Below are 17,926 nucleotides of genomic sequence, written 5' to 3'. Positions count from 1 at the left end.
TCCCTAGATCTTCTCACTACAGACACGGCGCAGCGCGTTGAGCGCCCGCGAGAGCAGGACACGTACCGCTCCGTCGCTTTTGCCTACTTGCCTGGCGATGTCCGCGCTACGCATTTCGTGTACAAAGCGCAGGGTCAGGATTTGCTGCTGTAAGGGCGGTAGCGTGCCTATGGCCGCGCGTAGTTGCGTGTATTCCTCGCCACGTAAAGTCGTTTGCTCAGGCGCGTGCGCCTCATTAGCAAATAGGTCGTCGAAGGCTTCCTCCAGGGGGATTTGCACCGTGCGGGCAGACTTGCGGTAGGCATCGACCATCTTGTTGCGCGTCACGCGCCAGATCCAGCGGCGTTGTTCAACATCCGACCAATCGTGAACCTGCTCGTTCTCCAGCACCGCTGTAAAGATATCGAGCAGCATATCCTCGGCGTCTTCCCGCGAGTTAATACGTTTCTTTAAGAAGGTGAAGACGGCCGGGGCATAGCGCTCAAATAACTCCGTCGTGCTTGACGATCTGGGATGTATCTTTTGACTCGATCTCAATAACATTCTTTTAAATTCCATTTTTTTTGAATGTACGTACATATCATCCAGAGGCCTCACCCACACAGTCGTAGCCCCCAGGCAGATGTTACATTTAGTTGTGTATGGTGTGCGGCGGTAGGCTTCGCCTACCGCCGCACACCATACACAACCCCAACTATTTTCGTGTTTTTGCGTATAAAACATGGAATAAAATTTATTTGTAAATGTATCTAAAGAGGAGCAATGTGATGTCTCATATGCAGGAGCAAGAAGGACAGAGCAAGGCCTGGCAGGACAGCTATGAAGGCTACCGAGGCGATGACGAGTACCGCCCTGGACAGAACAGAGAGCAGAAGCTCAACGTCGATGGCGACGAGATGTTCGCTGATATGATCATCAAGCGCATGCGCCAGGAGTCCGGCGCAGACGACAAGGCGCGTGAAGAGATCTCTAAAATGAACATTATGCGTATGTGGCTCGGTATTATCTCGGTCGTCGCGGTCATTCCTATCTTTATTGCCTTTGGCGTTGCGCTGGCAAACGGGGTAAGCGAGGCCGCGACAATTGGCCTGGGCTGGGGCTTCGTCGCGGCCTGTGCCGTGCTACTCTTCACCAACGCCTACTTTAGCTGGGCCAGTATCGAGATCGCCAAGCAAATGTATGGTCGAAAAGAAGAGAAGAAGAACAGATAACAGAATGAGGTGCGTGCCGGGCGCGAGCGCCCGGCACGCACCTCATTCTGTTATCTGTTCTTCCAGAGTGCGAGCAGGCGCAGGGTGTCCTGCACGAGTTGCTCCAGCGGGGCGAGCGCGACATATTCTTCGAAGGAGTGCTCGTTGACGACGCCGGTGGAGACGGTGAAGGCGCGAATGCCCGAGGCGCGGAAGCCGCTGGCGTCGCTGCCAATGAAGGTTGGACGTAGCTCAAGCTGTACTCCACGCTCACGCAGGGCTTCGCCATAGACCTGGAGCAGAGGTTCGCCGGGATCGATGCGATAGCCACGCGAGTGCGTATTGAACTTAATATGTGCTGATCCGCCTGCTTGCTGAGCCGTGCGAGTGAATGCCTCCTCTAGCTCCTGCCTGTAGTGGCGAATGGCCTCCTCTGGCTCAAAGCTACGTAGTTCTCCCTCAAGGGTCAGTGTGGATGGAACGGCGTTGCGCGCGCTGCCAGCTGTGATGCGCCCGATATTGATGCGCGTTTGATCTTCATTGAGCGCCCCCAGCGTGAGTGGCGTCTCGCGGAAGATGTTCAGGACGTTGACGGTCTGCGCCAGGTCCTTACCGGGATGCCCGGTCTTCCCCTCGATGGTGACGTCAAAGGCCTCGTAGGCCGCGCCCTGTGAGACGACCACGCCCGCCTCAAAGGCATTGTCAAAGACCAGTCCCTCTTCGATGTGCCAGGTGCTGGCATCGAAGCGCGAGGCCCCACACAGGCCGGTCTCCTCCATGACGGTGAAGAGCAGCACCAGCGGTGGGTGTGGCAGGCCTTGCTCCAGCGTGCGCCGTAGCACCTCCAGGATGACCGTCAGCCCGGCGCAGTCGTCGGCGCCCAGGTTGGTCGTGCCATCGCTGTAGAGCACGCCCTTGCGCAGGACAGGCTCATGCCCCAGGCCCGGTGGCACGCGGTCCATATGCGCGTTAAGCAGGAGGGGGCGCCCCTCGCCCGGCAGGAAGGCGATCAAATTCCCCTGGGCGTCAACGGTGCTCTCCAGTCCCCGTTTAGCAAGCACACCAGCAAGATACTCGCGCACCCGCTCCTCATGCCCCGAAGTACTCGGGAGGCGAATCAACTCCCGCAGCGTCTGATACAATTGCTCTGTGTACATATATTTATGTCTCTGCCTTTCTAAATCTACTCAAATGTGCTTATCCACACGCGAATAGATTCAATTGCTGCACTTGGCCCTCACAGGAAGTCCCCATGACTTCTACGCCGCTTTGGGTCGCCTGCAGCACACCGCACTCAGGACGAGCCTGAGTGTATGGCCCTCGCCGGGCAAGGAACCTCATCAAGATGTTGTGAGCACTGTTCTCATCTCGATCCATGACGAGTCCACATTCCGCGCACTGATACGTTCTTTTGCGCAGGGGCATGTCTTGCAGATTGCCACAACCACTACACTGCTTGGACGTGTTGCGCTCATCTAGAAACTCAAGCTCTTTCCCATACAACTGGCATTTGTAGGTGAGCATCTGGACAAAGGCATACAGGCCCCAGTCGTTATAGACTGCCCGATTGAGCGTCCTGTTGCGCTCCTGATGCTCTTTCATGACCATCTGCCGCTGAGAAAGATCGCCCACGACGACAGTTCTCTCAACCAATCGTCGTGCGATGAGATGCGATGCCTTGTGCAGGCTATCGCGCTGTTTGTTGCGCTTCCTCTGCGAAACGCGCTTGTACACCTTGCTCAGATGAAGATAACGACGCGACTTCTTCTTGCACTTGCCGCGTTTCGAGCGAAGCCGATCCAACTGCTTGTTGTACCAACGCGAGCCTTTGAACCCACCGATGTGATAGATTCGGCCCTCTTGCGTGACCCCAGTTGCCAGCGTCTTGATGCCCAGATCGAAAGCCACGGTGTTGCCATCGCGTTTGGCTTGCTCGGGCTGTCGGTAGCTGAAAGAGGCGTAGTAGTTGCCTCTGCCATCGCGACTAATAGCCACCTCTCGAAAGCCTTCGGGAGGCAGTTCGGTGAGGTGAGCACGGATGGCAGGAAAGCGTTTGTGCTTGCCCTTGCCCCCTGTGGGCAACATGAGCGTATCTCCCTCAAGCGTGAGATACATCGCCGGATAACAGAGGGTAAAGAAGCCATGGCGAGGGCGCACGCGGGGAAAGCCTGGGGTTTCCCCATTGGCGACGCGACGAAAGAAGGCTCGCATGGCCCCATCCAGGCGATAGTACACTTCCGCAAGCAACTTCCCATAGATCTGATTGAGTTCAGGATCGTAGGCACGACTTTCGGCCAACGTTTTCTTGCATGCGTTGAAGCGCCACTTCTCTCCGTCTCGCAGTTTCATCACCCACCAATTGTAGAGGCCTCTACATTTTCCTTGCATGAACTCAAGGGTGGCCGCGTCTTGCTCGCTGAGGTCAAGTTTGATCTTTTTGCAGAGGAGCATGAAGACCCCTTCCCTTTCAACACCACACTGAAAGATGGACTTCGCCTCTTTCGCGAGAAACGTCAGATACCATGGTTTAGAACACTTTTTCTTATCTAGTGCGTGTAGCATACCATGATAGCGTCTCTCTGTCAACGCCTCCAAATGTGGACAACAAGCACACCTTTAAGCAGAGTCGCGCACATTTTCGATTGCTGTTCTTATGCTCCTTTCGCCACTGCGTGGCTCACCAGGTAAGAGTGTGTCTATGGTTGTGGGCTGGCGGAGCCAGCCCACAACCATAGACACACTCTTACCCCCTTTATTGTAGCAGGAAAGTGCTGTAGAACGTTGTTTCCTGGTGCTGCTTCAGCTATAATTGAGGCTAACGAATGCACTTCATTTCTAGCATAGCTAACAAGCTTGTTCAGCACATCCACTCATACGCACATTTTGCCCCGGAGGGCACACACGTCCTAAGCCCACACCATTAGAGGGGGAGCATGCCCGCATGTCTCGTAGTTATTCGGAGGTTATGGGCGCGCCCAACGAGCTTTACCATTGGATTCCTGGTGAACTGGTCGTTGTGGTGCGTTTATCACGCTTGCCTGCTGATGAGGCCCTGGAGTCCTTGTTAGAGCAGGTCCGCACTCGACTCAACACGTTTCTGTCTCCATATCAACTGGCACTGGAGCCATATGGTACGGCGGGAAGGTGGAAGGGGAGTCCGACGATGCCACCAGTGCGTCGTCGCTCATTTATTTTTGGCTTACACCGCAAGCAGCCACTACTCGCGATCTTCTTTCACGCCCGCCATATGGACCCGGGCGTGGCGGATGCTACGCCTATGGTCCTCTCTTACCTGCAAGCGCGCCTGGACCTCCTGGCGCAGCAGGGCTTGCAGATCGTTTCGGCCATGCCCAACTGGCTGGTGACGGCGGCCCCGTTCTTCTTTAGCGAAGGGGGACCGGCGCTGCCGCCGCGTCCCGCGCCCCAGCTAGAGGCCCCCGCGCCCAGCAACGCCCTGATAGGTTGGCGCATGCGCCTTATGGAGCCCGACATCCCGCTGGATACCAGGTCTGCCGAAGATGTCCTGGTGGCTATTCTAGATAGCGCACCCCATCCCGATCGCATCATGAGCGCCGCGACTCGGCCCGAGTTTCGTCGCAACTGGCTGCTGCAAAAGCTGGCGTCCGACCTGCGCAACGAAGATGGCGCGTTCTCAGTGGAGTATGACCGCTATCCGCTGACGAATGAGGTTCGCACGGGTCGCGATTACTATAATGATGCGCGCTACTATAACATGGCAGATCATGGCCTGGCGGTGGCGGGCCTGATCCGCGATGTCGCGCCCCGTGCCCGTATACGCCTGATCCGCATCCTCAACGACTTTGGCGGTGGTGATCTCTATCCGCTCTTCGCGGCCCTCTGCGACCTGGGGCGAGAGATGGTCGCGGGCTCGATCCGGCGCCTGGTCATTAACCTGAGCCTGACGATTATGCCCGACGTGCGCCGCCTGCCCTATGTCTGGCTAGACCAGCGCCAGTGGCCCACGACGCAGCTCTACGGTGTCACACGCTTGCTGGAACATGTTGAGGCCGGGCTACGCCTGCTCTTTGAGAGTCTGCACGCCCATGGCGCGCTCATTATCGCCGCCGCTGGAAATGACTCGGTGGCATCCCGGCAACAGAATACAGCTCCGCGCCCGCCGCGCGCACCCGCGCGTTACGACTCGGTCCTGAGCGTCTCATCCGTTAACAGCCAGGGGCAAGCATCGATATTTGCCAATGCTGCTAATGTAGCCCCCGCGGATACAGGGGTCGCGACCTTTGGCGGCGATGGTTATGGGGTGGCGGATGGCAACACCTTCCCTGATGCCGTACGGGGTCTGTATATTGCCTCGACCTTTCCCAATGGAGATCATAATGATATTGGCTGGGCCGACTGGTGTGGAACCTCGTTCTCCACAGCCATCACTAGCGGGCTGGGCGCGCACCTGATGGCCCAGGGCTGGTCGGCGGCTAACTCTATGATTCGCCTGTCCGCACGTGGCGATGGACGAGGGGAGCCGCTCTTTGGGGCCGAGCCAGAAATTCCGTCCTTATTAGGGAATATGATCCGGGTACAGCAGCGTTTTGGTTTATAGGAATGGTGTATTACAGTAGCCGCGTACGCAAGTGGACTACCGCATCACACCACCTACAGGTCTTTCAGGGCTTGTACAGTTATCTTGACGCTTCATTTTGTGTAGGATATAATACGCACAAACGAAGCCAGAAAAACACATTTTAGTCTATTAATATGGATTGCCTGGGGCTGTATGGCCCCTATGAGAGGTGAAATACATGATTGAGCAGAACCAGCAAACAGCGACAGAGATTCAGGTCATTACCATGACCCCGACCGCAGCTGTGAAGGTTAACGAACTGTTGCAGCAGGAGAACGATCCTGGTCTCGGTCTGCGCATCTTCGTCGCTGGCGGCGGTTGTTCTGGCCTCCAGTATGGCATGACCCTCGACGAGGAGCAGGAAGGTGACACCGTGATCAACATGAGTGGCATCAAAGTCTTCGTCGACGAGATGAGCATTAGTTATATCAATGGTAGCGAAGTAGACTATGTTGATAGCTTGATGGGTGCTGGCTTCACCGTCAATAACCCCAATGCCGTCTCTTCCTGTGGCTGTGGCCATTCCTTCAAAACCGCTGACGGCGGTGGCGAGGCCCGCAGCTGTGGTTGCGGTCACTAGAAAATAGTAAAAAAAGTGATGTGGGTGGGCTGCCGAAGGCAGCCCACCCACATCACTTTTTTTGTTCTCCCATTACTCGGGTTGCTCTAGCATGCGGTGGATGATGCCGGGCATGTCGGTGGCGAATTTGGAGTTGGCGACGACGCGCTGGGCACCGGTTTGCAGAGCCTTGGCGCGTGCGTCGAGGTCCATATGTGAGCCAAAGGCGAGCACGGGGTAGCCGCGCTCGCGGGCCGCACGGATGGCTGCCTCCCAGTCGACGCCTCGGATGGAGATGTTGACGATGGCCAGGCTGGCTCGTTCCTCGCCGCTGGCATCCAGGCGCTCCTCAAAGGCTGCCAGGGTGCGCGCAATGCTGGCCTCCATCTCATGGTGGCGCAGCGTGTCTTGAATTTTGACCGAGAAGAAGAGATCCTTCTCAAGTGCCAGAACGCGTATCGTCACGGCTCGCCTCTTATCTAGTCTTCCGAGCGCTCGTAGACCGGGCGGCGGAAGCAATCTCCCAGCTCCTGGTTGATGACGTCGATATTGGTGTAGAGGTCGGGCGTGAGCACGTGATGCGTCCCCGTGCAATAGGACTTGTCACACTTCTTAAAGTGGCTGGTTTCCATTACCAGGTTGTTGGCCTCCACGGTGATCCAGATATGCTTGCGTGAGTAGCCATCGCCCCACTTGAGGATCAGGCCATCCTTATACTCATCGAAGCGCCCCTGCCCATAGAGGAAATCGCGGTTAAACATGCCGAGCACCTGGCGCACCTTGCTGACCGCGACCACGCGCGCCACCTCAGGCCGCATCTTCGTCGTGGCCTCCTCGGCCAGGTCCTGCTCAGGGATATGGAGCTGGCGGCGTGTATGTTGTTCCTCGCGGATCATGCGTGTAATCATCTCCCCCTCCTGATCGGAGAGGCCATGTCCCTGCCCGAGAATGGGGTCCTTCTGCTGCTGCTGCTCATCATCATAATAATATTGATCGGGCATTTCGGGCATAAATTATCTCCTTGTCTTTTCTTTGCGCTGTCATGACATCATAAGCCATGTTCCTACTGTACCACGGATCAAACTACTTGACCAGAGAGAAATATAAGCAGTGAAGCGGGGATGATGGTCGACTGGCTCCGCCAGTCGACCATCATCCCCGCTTCACTGCTTTGCCCCCGAGGAAGACCCTGGTAAGGGTGTGGTGGCTGGTTGGCTGGCTACGCCAGCCAACCAGCCACCACACCCTTACCCTTGTGAGCGCCGTAGGCGCGAAAAGAACATGCCTCTCAAGAAGGGATTGAACGCATGTTCTATATGTATTATGTTGTATTGACAAATGTTCTACTCGCCAGTTATACTTTCTTTAAATAAACTCAGTTTTGAATCTCGTATCTATTGCTGTAGACCTGTTGTAGTGCGAACCAATGTTCTAGCCTATGAGTAGAGCCCGGGCGAGAACACTTGCGGAACGGCGGTCTGGCCAATGCGTGCAGACAGGAGTGTCGCGGTGGGGCTGGAGGTTGGGGGGAGTAAAACAACTGTAGCTATAATTGACCGGCAGGGGCGCGTACGACTGCGGAGCGAGACCAAAACGCTGCGCGGGCGACCTCCCATGGCCACGCTTGAACCCTATGTTCGCGCCATCGAGGGTCTGCTGACGCAAGCTCGCTCAGAAGGCTGGAGCGTCGAGGGCATCGGGGTCAGCCTTCCTGGTACGCTTGACTACACAAGACAGCGACCGCTTCTCATTCCCTCAATCCCCGCCCTCAATGCCTTTCCCCTCTATGAACTACTCCAGCAACGCTATAAGCTACCTGTCTGCCTGCTTGAAGATATGGAGGCCTCGCTCCTGGGTGAGCAGCGCTTCGGCTCGGGTCAGGGGGCACAGCGTTTGCTCTATTTGCATGTGAACGCCATTGTCGGGGCGGCCTTTATCGTGGATGGCAAAATAGCTGGACATGAATACGAGCAGCGCCTGCGCCAGTATATGGGTCATATCTGCCATATCTCGGTCTCCGCGAGCGGCCCGCGCTGTAGTTGTGGAAAGCGTGGCTGTATCAACACCATGATCTCGCTGGACGCTATGCAGAAGATGGTCCAGCGGGCCGTACGCCGCGGCGACGAAGGCAACCTCATCACGCGCCTGGTGAACCGCGAGACCCTCACGCCGCGCCTGCTGGCCGAGGAGGCCGAGAACGGCGATAGCGTCGCGCTCCAGATCTACAGCGAGATGGGACGCTGGCTCAGCAACGCCATTACCCGTTATGTTGAACTCTTTGAGCCGCATATGTTCATCCTTGGCGGCGACATCCTCTGTAGCAGCGCCTTCCTTCTCTCCAGCGCCAAAAGCGCCGCCAATGCCGACACCAATACCAACGCCCGTGTACGCAGCCTGGTCAAGGTCGTCCCTGGCCTCCTCGGGCGCGAGGCCGCCCTCCTCGGCTCTGTCATCCCCCTGTTTTAACGAGGTGCTCACTGCTAAGGCGACTTCTCGCCACTACGTGGCTCGCCGGGTAAGTGTGTGTGGTGGTGAAGCCACGCGCCACCACACACACTTACCCAACTGGAGGCGCCGCAGGCGCTGAAGGGGAAGGTGTCTATGAGGGAGGATCGGCCTCTTATGCATTGGCGGGGCAAATGCGATACAATTTGAGAGTAGGGAGATACATACTAGGTGAGCATTGTTCCTACAAAAGAAGTGTTTGCTGGTCAACAAGAAGGAATTTGAACAAGCACTATGACGGAAGAGAAGCGCATACCAGTTCTGGTCGTTGATGACACCCCAATCAAGCGGCGAGGCGTTTGCGAGTTTATCGAGGAGACGCAGACGTTACAACTATGTGGGCAGGCTGAGGATGCTGAGGATGCTCTACACCTGGTAGAGAGTTTGATTCAGGGACAGCCAGAAAACCCCTCCTTGCAAGGCTGGCTCGTATTTTCTGATCTGCGCTTAGGCTCGGATAACGGTGTAGAACTGGGGCGAACCCTGCTTGAAATGGCGCCTGGCCTGCGGATAGTTGTTTATACCCAGGACCCGAGCTGGGCGCTGGCGGCGGAGATCTTTCGTCAGGAGTACACGCGCCGTGGTACATCGCGTAGCACCAGCCGTCGCCGGGAAAAGGCCAGGGGCCTGCATGGCTATGTCCTCTTCGGCAATATGCTTCCCGACTACCTTGAGCGCATCGTTGAGAAGGTGGTGGACCAGAATGAGACCTTCATCGATGACGAGGTGCTGAACTTTCTGCTGGAGCGCCTGCGGGGCGAGCGCCTGACGCCGCGCCAGGAGGAATGCGCCTCCCTTATCGCGCTTGGCCTGAGTAATGATGAGATCGCCACTCGTATGGGCTTCCTAAATAGCAAGGGTCAGCCCAATATTGGCCCGGTCGAGAACCTCGTGAGCGAGCTCTATAACTTCTTCGCCATCTACGGCGCCCCCAGCGATCCCGGCAGACGCGTCCTGCTGGCCCACGCCTATGAGGCCTACGCCGGCCTGCGTGGCAAGCCCGCCGACCCTACAGGAGCTCCACGGTGATAAGGTGTGCGTGGGCGAACGGCGTTCGCCCACGCACACCTTATCACCTACTCACGCTCCTCGCGGACGCGGGTCGCGTTGAGCGCGGCCTCCTGATGCAGGAGGGAGGCGGGAAGCGGGAGCGTCAGGCGCACCACGGTCCCGTGCTCTGAGGCATCATCTTGTGTCCTGGGAACGGAATCGACGGTCAGGAAGCCGCCCGCCTCGCGCGCCTTCAGTCGGGCCTTGAAGAGACTTGTCCTGGTCAGGGGCACCGCGGCTGGATCGAAGCCTCGCCCGTTATCCTGGATGGTCACCTCAATCTTCGCGTTGGCGTTCTTGGAATTATATTCTGTGAAGACACGCGCATATTTCGCGCCTGCGTGATTGTAGACATTGAGCAGGGCCTGGGTGATAGTGTAAGAGATGGCTTCCGCGATGCTCTCCCCCTCGGGCGTCTTCTCCAGGTCCAGTATCAGGACATCCAGCGCCCAGAGATCGGCCTGTACACGCACATGCGACTCGGGATGGAGCGCGGGCAGATCCTCGCGGACCAGTTTCTCCAGGTGCAGGCGCAGGCCCAGACTGCGCCGCTGATAGGCATCCTCAACCAGTAATTGCAACCCCCGCAGGTCGCTCTCAAGCTCCTCGCTGATCTTGCGCACCCTGGTCAGGGCCTCCACTACCGGCCGCACATCGACGCGCCCATCAGGCGAGCGGTCGGCCTCTACACTGAGTTTATGCTGCCAGTGTCCCAGCAGTGAGCGGATGCGTAGCGCGTGCTGCTTCGGCTGATCGTGAATGCGTTGGGAGAGCAGTGAGCGCAGATGGGCATCGGCATGCAATAGCAGGGAGGTCGCCTGCTCCAACTCCCGGTTACTCTGGTGTAGCTCGCGCGCCGTCTTCTGCTGCTCATAGAGCGCCTGCTCACGCTCAGTCGAGGTCTTCTGAAGCTCCTGAAGAGCCACCTCGCGCTGCTCAAGCGTCAGGTGCAAGCGGTCCAGCAGGCGCAGCGAACGAATAGCGTAGAAGAGCACCAGGGGATAGATCGCCGCTAGCATATAGAAGGTCGTCAGTGGGATCAGCGTATGCCCGGTAAAGAGAATGGGCACAACGCCAAGGCAAGCGCCCAGGCCTACAGCCCCTAGCCAGAGCATAAAGAGATCGAAGATACGGTGGCGTACCCGCGTTGGAATGGTCCCATTCTGCCTGCGGCTATCACGACCCGGCAAGACATAGATCAGGGTGCTCAGGCCAATCAAGAGGCTTACCAGGCCGCCGAAGACCGCGTAGCCCAGGCTCGCCGTCAGGTTCACTCGCGTAGGTACACGCCCGGTAAGTAGTAGCGAACTCCATTCGTAGGCCAGGAGCGCGATTAGCGGCAGGTAGGGCGGTAGGTCTATACTCAGGCTGGGCATGCGCGAATGGTGTAGAGAGGTAGGGCGGTAGGTCAGGCTCAGATGGATAAAGCTGGCCCCCATCAGGGCGAAGGCCGGGACCCACAGCAACTGAAAGACCAGGCTCGGCGCATAAGCCACCTGGATATTCCCCCAATGGCTATAGAGCAGGAGCAGCATCGCAGGCGGGATCATCGTAATGCCCTCCACCGCGCCGTTCCAATCGCTGGCCGTAAAGAGCAGGATGCCTCCGATCAGCAGCCAGATAAAGCCAGTCACCAGGCTCAGACCATAGTTCTGCCACCACATCATCAGCGTAAAGGTCATGGCGGGACTGCTAATGGTGCTGGTCTGAGTTTGACTGTTACTCGTTGTGGTGAAGGTATAGGTGATGAGCGTGCCAGGCCTGGCATGAGCATAGGCCTGAGTTAGCCCTTGTGGGGCGGGTACCCCATTCACCGAGACCAGGCGTGTGCTACTGGTGAGGGTATCGGGCTTGACATTGAAATTTGTTAGCTCAGGCGTGGTGGAGACAATAACAACCCGTCCATCGGTATCTACAGCCCAGTAGAAGCCGCCAAACGATTTTCCAACCTCGTTGAGCAGGCGGAGATGGCCGAGACTACCGATAGCTAGCAGGATAAGCCCTATAAGCAGGTAGCCCACGCGAAACTTGATTCGCTGCTGGTGCCACCAATTCTCTTTGGTCTGACGAGAAGATATCGACACAACATAGTCTAGCACGCTATGAAATCAAACTGCAAGATGCGCAAAAAATGGTTGTGTTGCGATGGTTTGCGGGCTCCGTCCGCAAACCATCGCAACATAACCTGACACCTATATAGAGATTAGGAACGTTTGCTACACTGATTTGTAGAATGACCGGTATACAAAAATGTGACGATAAGGTCATGGGAGGTGGCGTATGGAGCAGGAACAAACGAGCGAACAAGCACAGACATTAAAAGAGAAACAGCGCCAGGAGCGTGAGCGGCTCATCCTGGCCGCGGCGGAAGAGGTACTCTACGAGAAGGGGTATCATGATACCTCCATCGATGAGATCGCTGCGCGTGTGGGAGTTGCCAAGGGGACGGTGTACCTGCATTTTCCCAGCAAAGAGGAGCTTGTCTTCGCCGTCTTTCTGCATAACTTCGACGCATTTGTACGTGCCATTGATGAGGCCCTGAACGAGGGCATGCCGCCACGTCAGCAGCTTGAGACCATCCTGACCTGCATGTATGGAGGCTTCTATATCAAGCAGATCCAGCTCCTCTATAACAGTGTCGATATGAAGCGTCTCTTTGAGGCCAGGCGTGAGCAGGAGCCGCGCCCCTGGGAGCAGCTCGCTGCCCGCATCGCCTCCATCCTGGAGGCGGGCAAGGCCCATGGCGACTTCGATTCTGTAACGCCGACCAGCGTCCAGGTTGCCACCTTCTTCAGCCTGCTCTCGCCGCGCAGCTACGAACGCCTGGTCCTGGGCGAGCATATGGATGTCCAGGAACTGGTCCAGTACCTCAAGCACATCTACTTCAACGGCATCACAGCTCACAAAGAGTGAAAACCTAATGGTTCAGGTGGGTGTGGTGGGCCGTGGCAGCTTGCAGCTGCCACGGCCCACCACACCCACCTGAACCAGCGAGCGCCGCAGGCGCGAGAAGTCACGCCAGGGAAGGCCTAAGAGCGTAGAAAGGGGACTCATGCCCATGACTACTGTTTCCAGGCCACTTGAAACCAGGCACGAGGAGAGCTACGAGGAGCCACAGTACTCCACCCGCGATACCCTCCTGACCATGCTGGGCGTCCTCATGGTCATGCTGCTGGCCTCGCTGGACCAGACCATTGTCTCGACCGCCATGCCCAGGATTATCGCCGATCTGCAAGGCTTTGACCGCTACACCTGGGTCTCGACCTCTTATCTCCTGGCCTCGACGGTCATGGTGCCGATCTATGGCAAGCTTTCAGACATCTTTGGGCGCAAATCTATCTTCCTGGTAGGCGTCGTCATATTCCTGACGGGCTCGGCGCTCTCCGGGGCCGCGCAGACGATGGATCAACTGGTGCTCTTTCGCGCCTTCCAGGGGATCGGTGCCGGTGCGCTTATGCCCATCGCCATCGCCATCGTCGCCGACCTCTTTGCGCCCCGCGAACGCGCCAAGTGGCAGGGCGTCACGGGCGCGGTCTGGGGCCTCTCTTCCATCGTTGGCCCTACCGCGGGCGGCTGGATTACCGAGCATACGACCTGGCGCTGGGTCTTCTATGTCAACCTGCCCATCGGCCTCCTGGCCATGCTCGTGCTCATCTTCCTCATGCCCACGCTCAAGCAGACGAGCAAGAAGCCAAAGATTGACTACCTGGGTGCGGCCCTGCTCGTCGCCACAGCGGTCCCGCTACTGCTTGGCTTCTCCTGGGCTGGTTCGGAGTACGCCTGGGGTTCGCCCATCATCCTGGGACTCTTCGCCCTGGCCATCAGCGTCGGCTGTGTCTTTATGCTCTATGAGTCCATCGTGCAGCGCGAGGGCGGACAACCCATCATCGAGCCCTCGCTCTTCCGCAATGGCATCTTCACCATCTCGACCATTGCCACGATCATCTTTAGCATGGCCCTCTTCGGCAGCACCTTCTTTATCCCGCTCTTCGTCCAGGGGGTCGTTGGTATCACTGCCACAAGCAGCGGCCTTGTCCTGACCCCGCTCATGCTCACCTCGGTTGTGGGCAGCGTCATCTCTGGCCAGCTCGTCGCTCGCACTGGACGTTACAAGTGGGCTGCCATCAGCGGTATGCTTATCGGCGTCGCTGGCTCCTGGCTGCTCATGCGCCTGGACATCAACGCCAGCGATAGCGATGTGCTGCTGGCTATGATCATGCTCGGCCTGGGTATGGGCACCAGTATGTCCCTCTACACCCTGATCGTGCAGAACGCCCTGCCGCAGAAGATCGGCCAGGCCACCTCCTCGCTGGTCTTCTTCCGCTCCATCGGCGGCACCATCGCCCTCGCAGCCATGGGTTCAGTCATGAACGCCAGCTACCTGCCAGCCTTCCACGGCGCCCTCCCCGAGGAAAGCAAGAAGGCCCTGCCCGCCGGAACCCTCCACTTCTTCGACAACCCGCAGATCCTGCTCTCCCAGGAGATGCAGAGCCACGTCCACTCTGGCCTCTCCGCTCTCGGCCCCCAGGGCCAGGACCTCTACACCCAGCTCATGCAGGCCGTCAAGCTCGGTCTCACCCAGGGCATCCACCATGTCTTCCTGCTCTGCACCCTGTTGCTCTGCCTCGGCCTCGTCGTCGTCCTCTTCCTCAAAGAGATCCCCCTGCGCGGCAAAAGCCAGCAAGCCAAAGAGGAATCCCTGCACCTCCCCATCGAGGCATAACTTCTCTGACGGGTAAGGGTATGTGGTGGCGGCGTGGCTCCGCCACGCCGCCACCACATACCCATTATTCCATGCGCAGGCGGTAGATCTTGATGGCGACCTGGAAGGTGAGCCAGTTGCTGCGCTCTTGCAGGTCGATGCTGCATAGGGACTGGATGCGCTCCAGGCGCTGGATGAGTGTGTTGCGGTGCACGTAGAGTTGCTCGGCGGTCTTGGTCAGGTTGCCCGCGTTCTCCAGGTACATCTCCAGCGTGGTTAGCAGCTCCGTATTTTTACGTTTATCATATTCATCGATCTTTGCCACCTGCTCCTGGTAGACATCGCGCAGGTCGTCCATGTGGGCGATCTTGTAGAGATAGCGGTAGACGCCGAGGTCGTTAAAGTGTGTCACGGCGGGGCCGCGCGCGGTCGAGTGCATGCTCTGGCCCATCTGGAGCGCCTCGCTGGCCTCGGCAAAGCCCTGGCGGTAATCACTGATCTGCTGGCAGGCATTACCCAGGCCCACGGCTAGCCTGACATCGTATTCATCATAGATATGGTGGGCCAGCTCCTGAATCCAGGTCTTGAGGCGCAGGCTGTCGGAGTCCTTCGGGAGCGGAAGCAGGCAATTGAGCAGGTTCTCATGCTCATAGAAGATGGAGCCGGGAGCGCTCTCCTGAACGCGGCGGCGGACGAGGTTGCCCAGGCTGCGGTAGGTGTTCTGGAGCGCGCTGGAGCTTGGTGCGCCCTCCTTGCGTCCACTGGTGGGGTGGGTGCTCTCATCGCCACGCGTCATCTCGATGCGCACCACGGCATGTGGCTGCGCGAGGTCGCAGCCCAGGAAGTGCGCGCGCTGGCGCAGGGATTCTTCGTTCTCCGGCAGACCCTGGATGAGATCCTCGAAGAAGCCCTTGACCAGGTTTTTCTGTGCCAACTGGCTTACGAGGCGGCTGTTTTTGATGGCGATGGCTACCTGGTTAGCGATGGTCGTCAGGAGCGTCTGGTTCTCTGAGTTGAAGCGCCGTGCTTTATAGGTATAGCAGTTGATCAGGCCAAGCTGCTCGGTGCCCGCGATCAGCGGAGCGGAGATCAGGGATTTATATTGTGAGGTGCGCAATGGATTCAAGCGCTCAAGCGTCTCCCCCTCGGGAAGGTCCTGGGCCTCTGAACTATAGGTGCGCATGGTCTGTAGGTCGGCTTTGTCGCTCAAGCTGCGCAGGTGGTCGAGGGTATGGGGATCGACATCCACGGCCTGAAACTGGCTCTGATCGTTCCAGTTGGGCGCTGTGGCATGAACGATCAGGCGGCGTAGCTGGCGCGAGGTATCGGCATCGCGCTCACGAGCCTGGTCCATCAGCATGATCACGCAGAGATCGACCTCCATGATCTGGACCGTCAGCGTCGCCAGGGTGCGTAACATATCATCGAGGTAGAGACCTGAACTGATGGTCTGACTCAGCATCGAGAGCGAGGTCAAAATACTCAGCTTACGCTGAGCGCTCTCGTACAGCTGCGCATTCTCGATGGCGCCTGTCACCAGGGCCGCGATGTTGCTGATAAAATTGCGCTGCTGCTTGCTAAACTCGTGGGGAGCCACGGCCTGGAGCGTGATCACGCCTGTCAGGCTCTTGTCCTTGGCGATAATGGGCACGCTAAAGATCGACTGGAACTTTTCCTCTTGAAATTCGGGGATATAGTGGAAGCGGGGATCGGCCAGGGCCGCTTCTTTAAGGAAGATCGGCTTGCGGTGGAGCGCCGCCCAGCCGGTAATACCCTCGCCCAGCGTCATATGTATTTTGCCTACATAGCCCTCGTACTGCCCGGTCGCGCTCGCGAGCACCAGCAGATCCTTCTCGGGATCATAGAGGTAGATCGTCGCGATATCGCAGGAGGTGGCCCGGTTAATGGCTTCGAGCAGGCGTTTAAGCACCTCTTCCAGGCGCAGCGTCGAGCCAACCGTCGAGATGACCTCGTTGAGCAGAGCATTCTCCTGCGTGCGCGCCTCCAGCAGCCTTTGGAGCTTGTTGTTTTCATAGCGCAGGCGTTCAAGACTTTTCTCAGGCGTTTCGGCGGTCTCTGAAGGTAGATGTGAATTCGCCTTGGCGGACATTGTTCCTCCTCTAAATTTCGCGTTTCCCCAAATAAAACATACGTCACAGCATGCGCACCTGTGGGCGACGTGCGCGCCATCATACCAACCGGCTTTGAAGAGACCCCTGCATTCACGCATGGGGAGGCATCAAAGCCGCTCCCTTCTTGGAAGACAAACTAGCCAGCTCCGCCATGCCATCCACGTTTTCACCATACACATTGTAGGCTTGCCCCCTCGGGTCAATCGTTTATTGGTGCGATAGTGATGTAAACTCACAGTGTGCTTTTTGCGATCAAAGTCGCCTACCATACAGAGACCATAGGTGGGATGAATTACGAGGGTTCCTCGCTTGAACCCTAATGAACGCGTCCCCCCATAGGGCTTGCGTTTCCCACCTTTTAAGAACTGCAAGAGATGCAATTGACGACGATGTAAGACCGCTCCCACCACGTACCAAAGTCGTTGACACGATGGCTGTTGCGCCCCACTCATACAAGCGGCTAACACCCAACTATCCACACAATGCGACTCAAAGGCTTGTTTGACTTTGTTCTTGGTTTTCTTAAGATCATACTGTTCTCGTAATTGCTTGGTTTCCCATCCTTCTTTCAGATGAAGCTGTAAGCTCATCTCAGTGAGCAAGCTATACAAGTGTTGCTTCCCCACCTGAACGGGACTAAAGGCAAGATTCCACTTTCTTCTTTTGCCCTTCCTGGTGACGGCCTGCACATCCTCTACCACAGCATCGGTGAGAGGAAGAATGGCTTTGAGATGAGCCACGACACGCGCTTTGGCTTCCCATCGGCTTCGTGTGGATGGGGGGATGCGCTTTTTGCCTTTGAGGCGATTGTTATATCGTTCTGGACGACGCCATTTGCGAAAGCGACGTGCCCTACGCATGGTACGCCGGGTTTTTACCGCATCTTTGACATGGGTTGGCGCTTCCACCATCAGGTTCACCACCGTCTCTTGTGTGCCAACCACGCTGAACCCTTCAAACTTCGAGCCAGGATCAATCCCTATCACTAATGGTTGATTGCTGGGCTCTTGCTCATAACACAATTGGACAAAGAAGATGCCCAACTTATTGCGTTTTGGGCGTGCCTTGCCACTCTTGAATAACTGTCGGGCTTTCGCAGGCGTGCATGGCATCAAAGGCACCCCACGGGTATCCACAACGGGTATGCGCATAGAACGAAAGGATTTCCTTTCCTCCTGGTCAATGCCAGGG

15 protein-coding genes are annotated in these 17,926 nt (G+C 57.4%); 7 read left to right on the top strand and 8 right to left on the bottom strand.

Going from position 1 to position 17,926, the window contains the following annotated elements; all coding sequences use genetic code 11:
* Positions 1 to 3 precede the first annotated feature (3 nt).
* Positions 4 to 537, bottom strand: coding sequence for an RNA polymerase sigma factor (locus tag KRAC_RS20570; protein WP_244422218.1), 534 nt, complete (start codon positions 535 to 537; stop codon positions 4 to 6).
* Positions 538 to 767: 230 nt separating this feature from the next.
* On the opposite strand from KRAC_RS20570, the gene KRAC_RS20565 reads away from it, so the two are divergent.
* Complete coding sequence (locus KRAC_RS20565; protein ID WP_007910344.1) at positions 768 to 1,211, top strand: hypothetical protein; 444 nt, start codon at positions 768 to 770, stop codon at positions 1,209 to 1,211.
* A gap of 50 nt (positions 1,212 to 1,261) precedes the next feature.
* Here KRAC_RS20565 and KRAC_RS20560 read toward each other — a convergent pair whose 3' ends face one another.
* Together KRAC_RS20560 and KRAC_RS20555 are read right to left on the bottom strand one after the other, a co-directional pair.
* Positions 1,262 to 2,347, bottom strand: coding sequence for a M20/M25/M40 family metallo-hydrolase (locus tag KRAC_RS20560; protein ID WP_007910342.1), 1,086 nt, complete (start codon positions 2,345 to 2,347; stop codon positions 1,262 to 1,264).
* Positions 2,348 to 2,387: 40 nt separating this feature from the next.
* Complete coding sequence (locus KRAC_RS20555) at positions 2,388 to 3,641, bottom strand: RNA-guided endonuclease InsQ/TnpB family protein (protein WP_157506874.1); 1,254 nt, start codon at positions 3,639 to 3,641, stop codon at positions 2,388 to 2,390.
* A 490-nt stretch (positions 3,642 to 4,131) separates the two neighbouring features.
* Between KRAC_RS20555 and KRAC_RS20550 the strand changes: the two genes are divergently transcribed.
* Positions 4,132 to 5,766, top strand: a complete 1,635-nt coding sequence (locus tag KRAC_RS20550; protein WP_007910338.1) for a S8/S53 family peptidase — start codon at positions 4,132 to 4,134, stop codon at positions 5,764 to 5,766.
* Between the two features lie 199 nt (positions 5,767 to 5,965).
* Positions 5,966 to 6,367 (top strand): iron-sulfur cluster insertion protein ErpA, encoded by a 402-nt coding sequence (gene erpA / locus KRAC_RS20545; RefSeq protein ID WP_007910333.1) that lies wholly within the window; start codon positions 5,966 to 5,968, stop codon positions 6,365 to 6,367.
* Between the two features lie 72 nt (positions 6,368 to 6,439).
* On the opposite strand, the gene KRAC_RS20540 is transcribed toward erpA, so the two are convergent.
* Positions 6,440 to 6,811 carry a hypothetical protein gene (locus KRAC_RS20540; RefSeq protein ID WP_007910332.1) on the bottom strand — a complete coding sequence of 124 codons (372 nt, stop codon included), beginning with the start codon at positions 6,809 to 6,811 and terminating at the stop codon, positions 6,440 to 6,442.
* 14 nt (positions 6,812 to 6,825) lie between these two features.
* Positions 6,826 to 7,356: a hypothetical protein gene (locus KRAC_RS20535; RefSeq protein ID WP_007910331.1), complete on the bottom strand. Its 531-nt coding sequence runs from the start codon at positions 7,354 to 7,356 to the stop codon at positions 6,826 to 6,828.
* Between the two features lie 499 nt (positions 7,357 to 7,855).
* Between KRAC_RS20535 and KRAC_RS20530 the strand changes: the two genes are divergently transcribed.
* Together KRAC_RS20530 and KRAC_RS20525 are read left to right on the top strand one after the other, a co-directional pair.
* Positions 7,856 to 8,812 (top strand): ROK family protein, encoded by a 957-nt coding sequence (locus tag KRAC_RS20530; protein WP_007910330.1) that lies wholly within the window; start codon positions 7,856 to 7,858, stop codon positions 8,810 to 8,812.
* A 273-nt stretch (positions 8,813 to 9,085) separates the two neighbouring features.
* Positions 9,086 to 9,880 (top strand): response regulator, encoded by a 795-nt coding sequence (locus tag KRAC_RS20525; RefSeq protein WP_007910329.1) that lies wholly within the window; start codon positions 9,086 to 9,088, stop codon positions 9,878 to 9,880.
* A gap of 47 nt (positions 9,881 to 9,927) precedes the next feature.
* On the opposite strand, the gene KRAC_RS20520 is transcribed toward KRAC_RS20525, so the two are convergent.
* On the bottom strand, positions 9,928 to 11,985 hold the full coding sequence (locus tag KRAC_RS20520; RefSeq protein ID WP_157506871.1) for a sensor histidine kinase: 2,058 nt from the start codon (positions 11,983 to 11,985) through the stop codon (positions 9,928 to 9,930).
* 196 nt (positions 11,986 to 12,181) lie between these two features.
* Between KRAC_RS20520 and KRAC_RS62090 the strand changes: the two genes are divergently transcribed.
* Complete coding sequence (locus KRAC_RS62090) at positions 12,182 to 12,814, top strand: TetR/AcrR family transcriptional regulator (RefSeq protein WP_007910327.1); 633 nt, start codon at positions 12,182 to 12,184, stop codon at positions 12,812 to 12,814.
* Between the two features lie 139 nt (positions 12,815 to 12,953).
* Positions 12,954 to 14,624: an MDR family MFS transporter gene (locus KRAC_RS20510; RefSeq protein ID WP_007910325.1), complete on the top strand. Its 1,671-nt coding sequence runs from the start codon at positions 12,954 to 12,956 to the stop codon at positions 14,622 to 14,624.
* A 64-nt stretch (positions 14,625 to 14,688) separates the two neighbouring features.
* Here KRAC_RS20510 and KRAC_RS20505 read toward each other — a convergent pair whose 3' ends face one another.
* Together KRAC_RS20505 and KRAC_RS20500 are read right to left on the bottom strand one after the other, a co-directional pair.
* Complete coding sequence (locus KRAC_RS20505; RefSeq protein WP_007910323.1) at positions 14,689 to 16,713, bottom strand: GAF domain-containing protein; 2,025 nt, start codon at positions 16,711 to 16,713, stop codon at positions 14,689 to 14,691.
* Between the two features lie 129 nt (positions 16,714 to 16,842).
* The gene (locus KRAC_RS20500; RefSeq protein WP_040444578.1) at positions 16,843 to 17,886 is read right to left on the bottom strand and encodes an RRXRR domain-containing protein; all 1,044 of its coding nucleotides are present in this window, start codon (positions 17,884 to 17,886) and stop codon (positions 16,843 to 16,845) included.
* Between the last annotated feature and the right edge of the window lie 40 nt (positions 17,887 to 17,926).

Source organism: Ktedonobacter racemifer DSM 44963 (assembly GCF_000178855.1).
Taxonomy (GTDB): domain Bacteria; phylum Chloroflexota; class Ktedonobacteria; order Ktedonobacterales; family Ktedonobacteraceae; genus Ktedonobacter; species Ktedonobacter racemifer.
This window is presented reverse-complemented; position numbering and strand designations above follow the sequence as displayed.

Excerpts from the sequence above, each read along its gene's own strand:
- KRAC_RS20565 (WP_007910344.1), top strand. The coding sequence starts at position 768 with ATGTCTCATATGCAGGAGCAAGAAGGACAGAGCAAGGCCTGGCAGGAC.
- KRAC_RS20560 (WP_007910342.1), bottom strand. The coding sequence starts at position 2,347 with ATGTACACAGAGCAATTGTATCAGACGCTGCGGGAGTTGATTCGCCTC.
- KRAC_RS20555 (WP_157506874.1), bottom strand. The coding sequence starts at position 3,641 with ATGCTCCTCTGCAAAAAGATCAAACTTGACCTCAGCGAGCAAGACGCG.
- KRAC_RS20550 (WP_007910338.1), top strand. The coding sequence starts at position 4,132 with ATGTCTCGTAGTTATTCGGAGGTTATGGGCGCGCCCAACGAGCTTTAC.
- erpA (WP_007910333.1), top strand. The coding sequence starts at position 5,966 with ATGATTGAGCAGAACCAGCAAACAGCGACAGAGATTCAGGTCATTACC.
- KRAC_RS20535 (WP_007910331.1), bottom strand. The coding sequence starts at position 7,356 with ATGCCCGAAATGCCCGATCAATATTATTATGATGATGAGCAGCAGCAG.
- KRAC_RS20525 (WP_007910329.1), top strand. The coding sequence starts at position 9,086 with ATGACGGAAGAGAAGCGCATACCAGTTCTGGTCGTTGATGACACCCCA.
- KRAC_RS62090 (WP_007910327.1), top strand. The coding sequence starts at position 12,182 with ATGGAGCAGGAACAAACGAGCGAACAAGCACAGACATTAAAAGAGAAA.
- KRAC_RS20510 (WP_007910325.1), top strand. The coding sequence starts at position 12,954 with ATGCCCATGACTACTGTTTCCAGGCCACTTGAAACCAGGCACGAGGAG.
- KRAC_RS20505 (WP_007910323.1), bottom strand. The coding sequence starts at position 16,713 with ATGTCCGCCAAGGCGAATTCACATCTACCTTCAGAGACCGCCGAAACG.
- KRAC_RS20500 (WP_040444578.1), bottom strand. The coding sequence starts at position 17,886 with ATGCGCATACCCGTTGTGGATACCCGTGGGGTGCCTTTGATGCCATGC.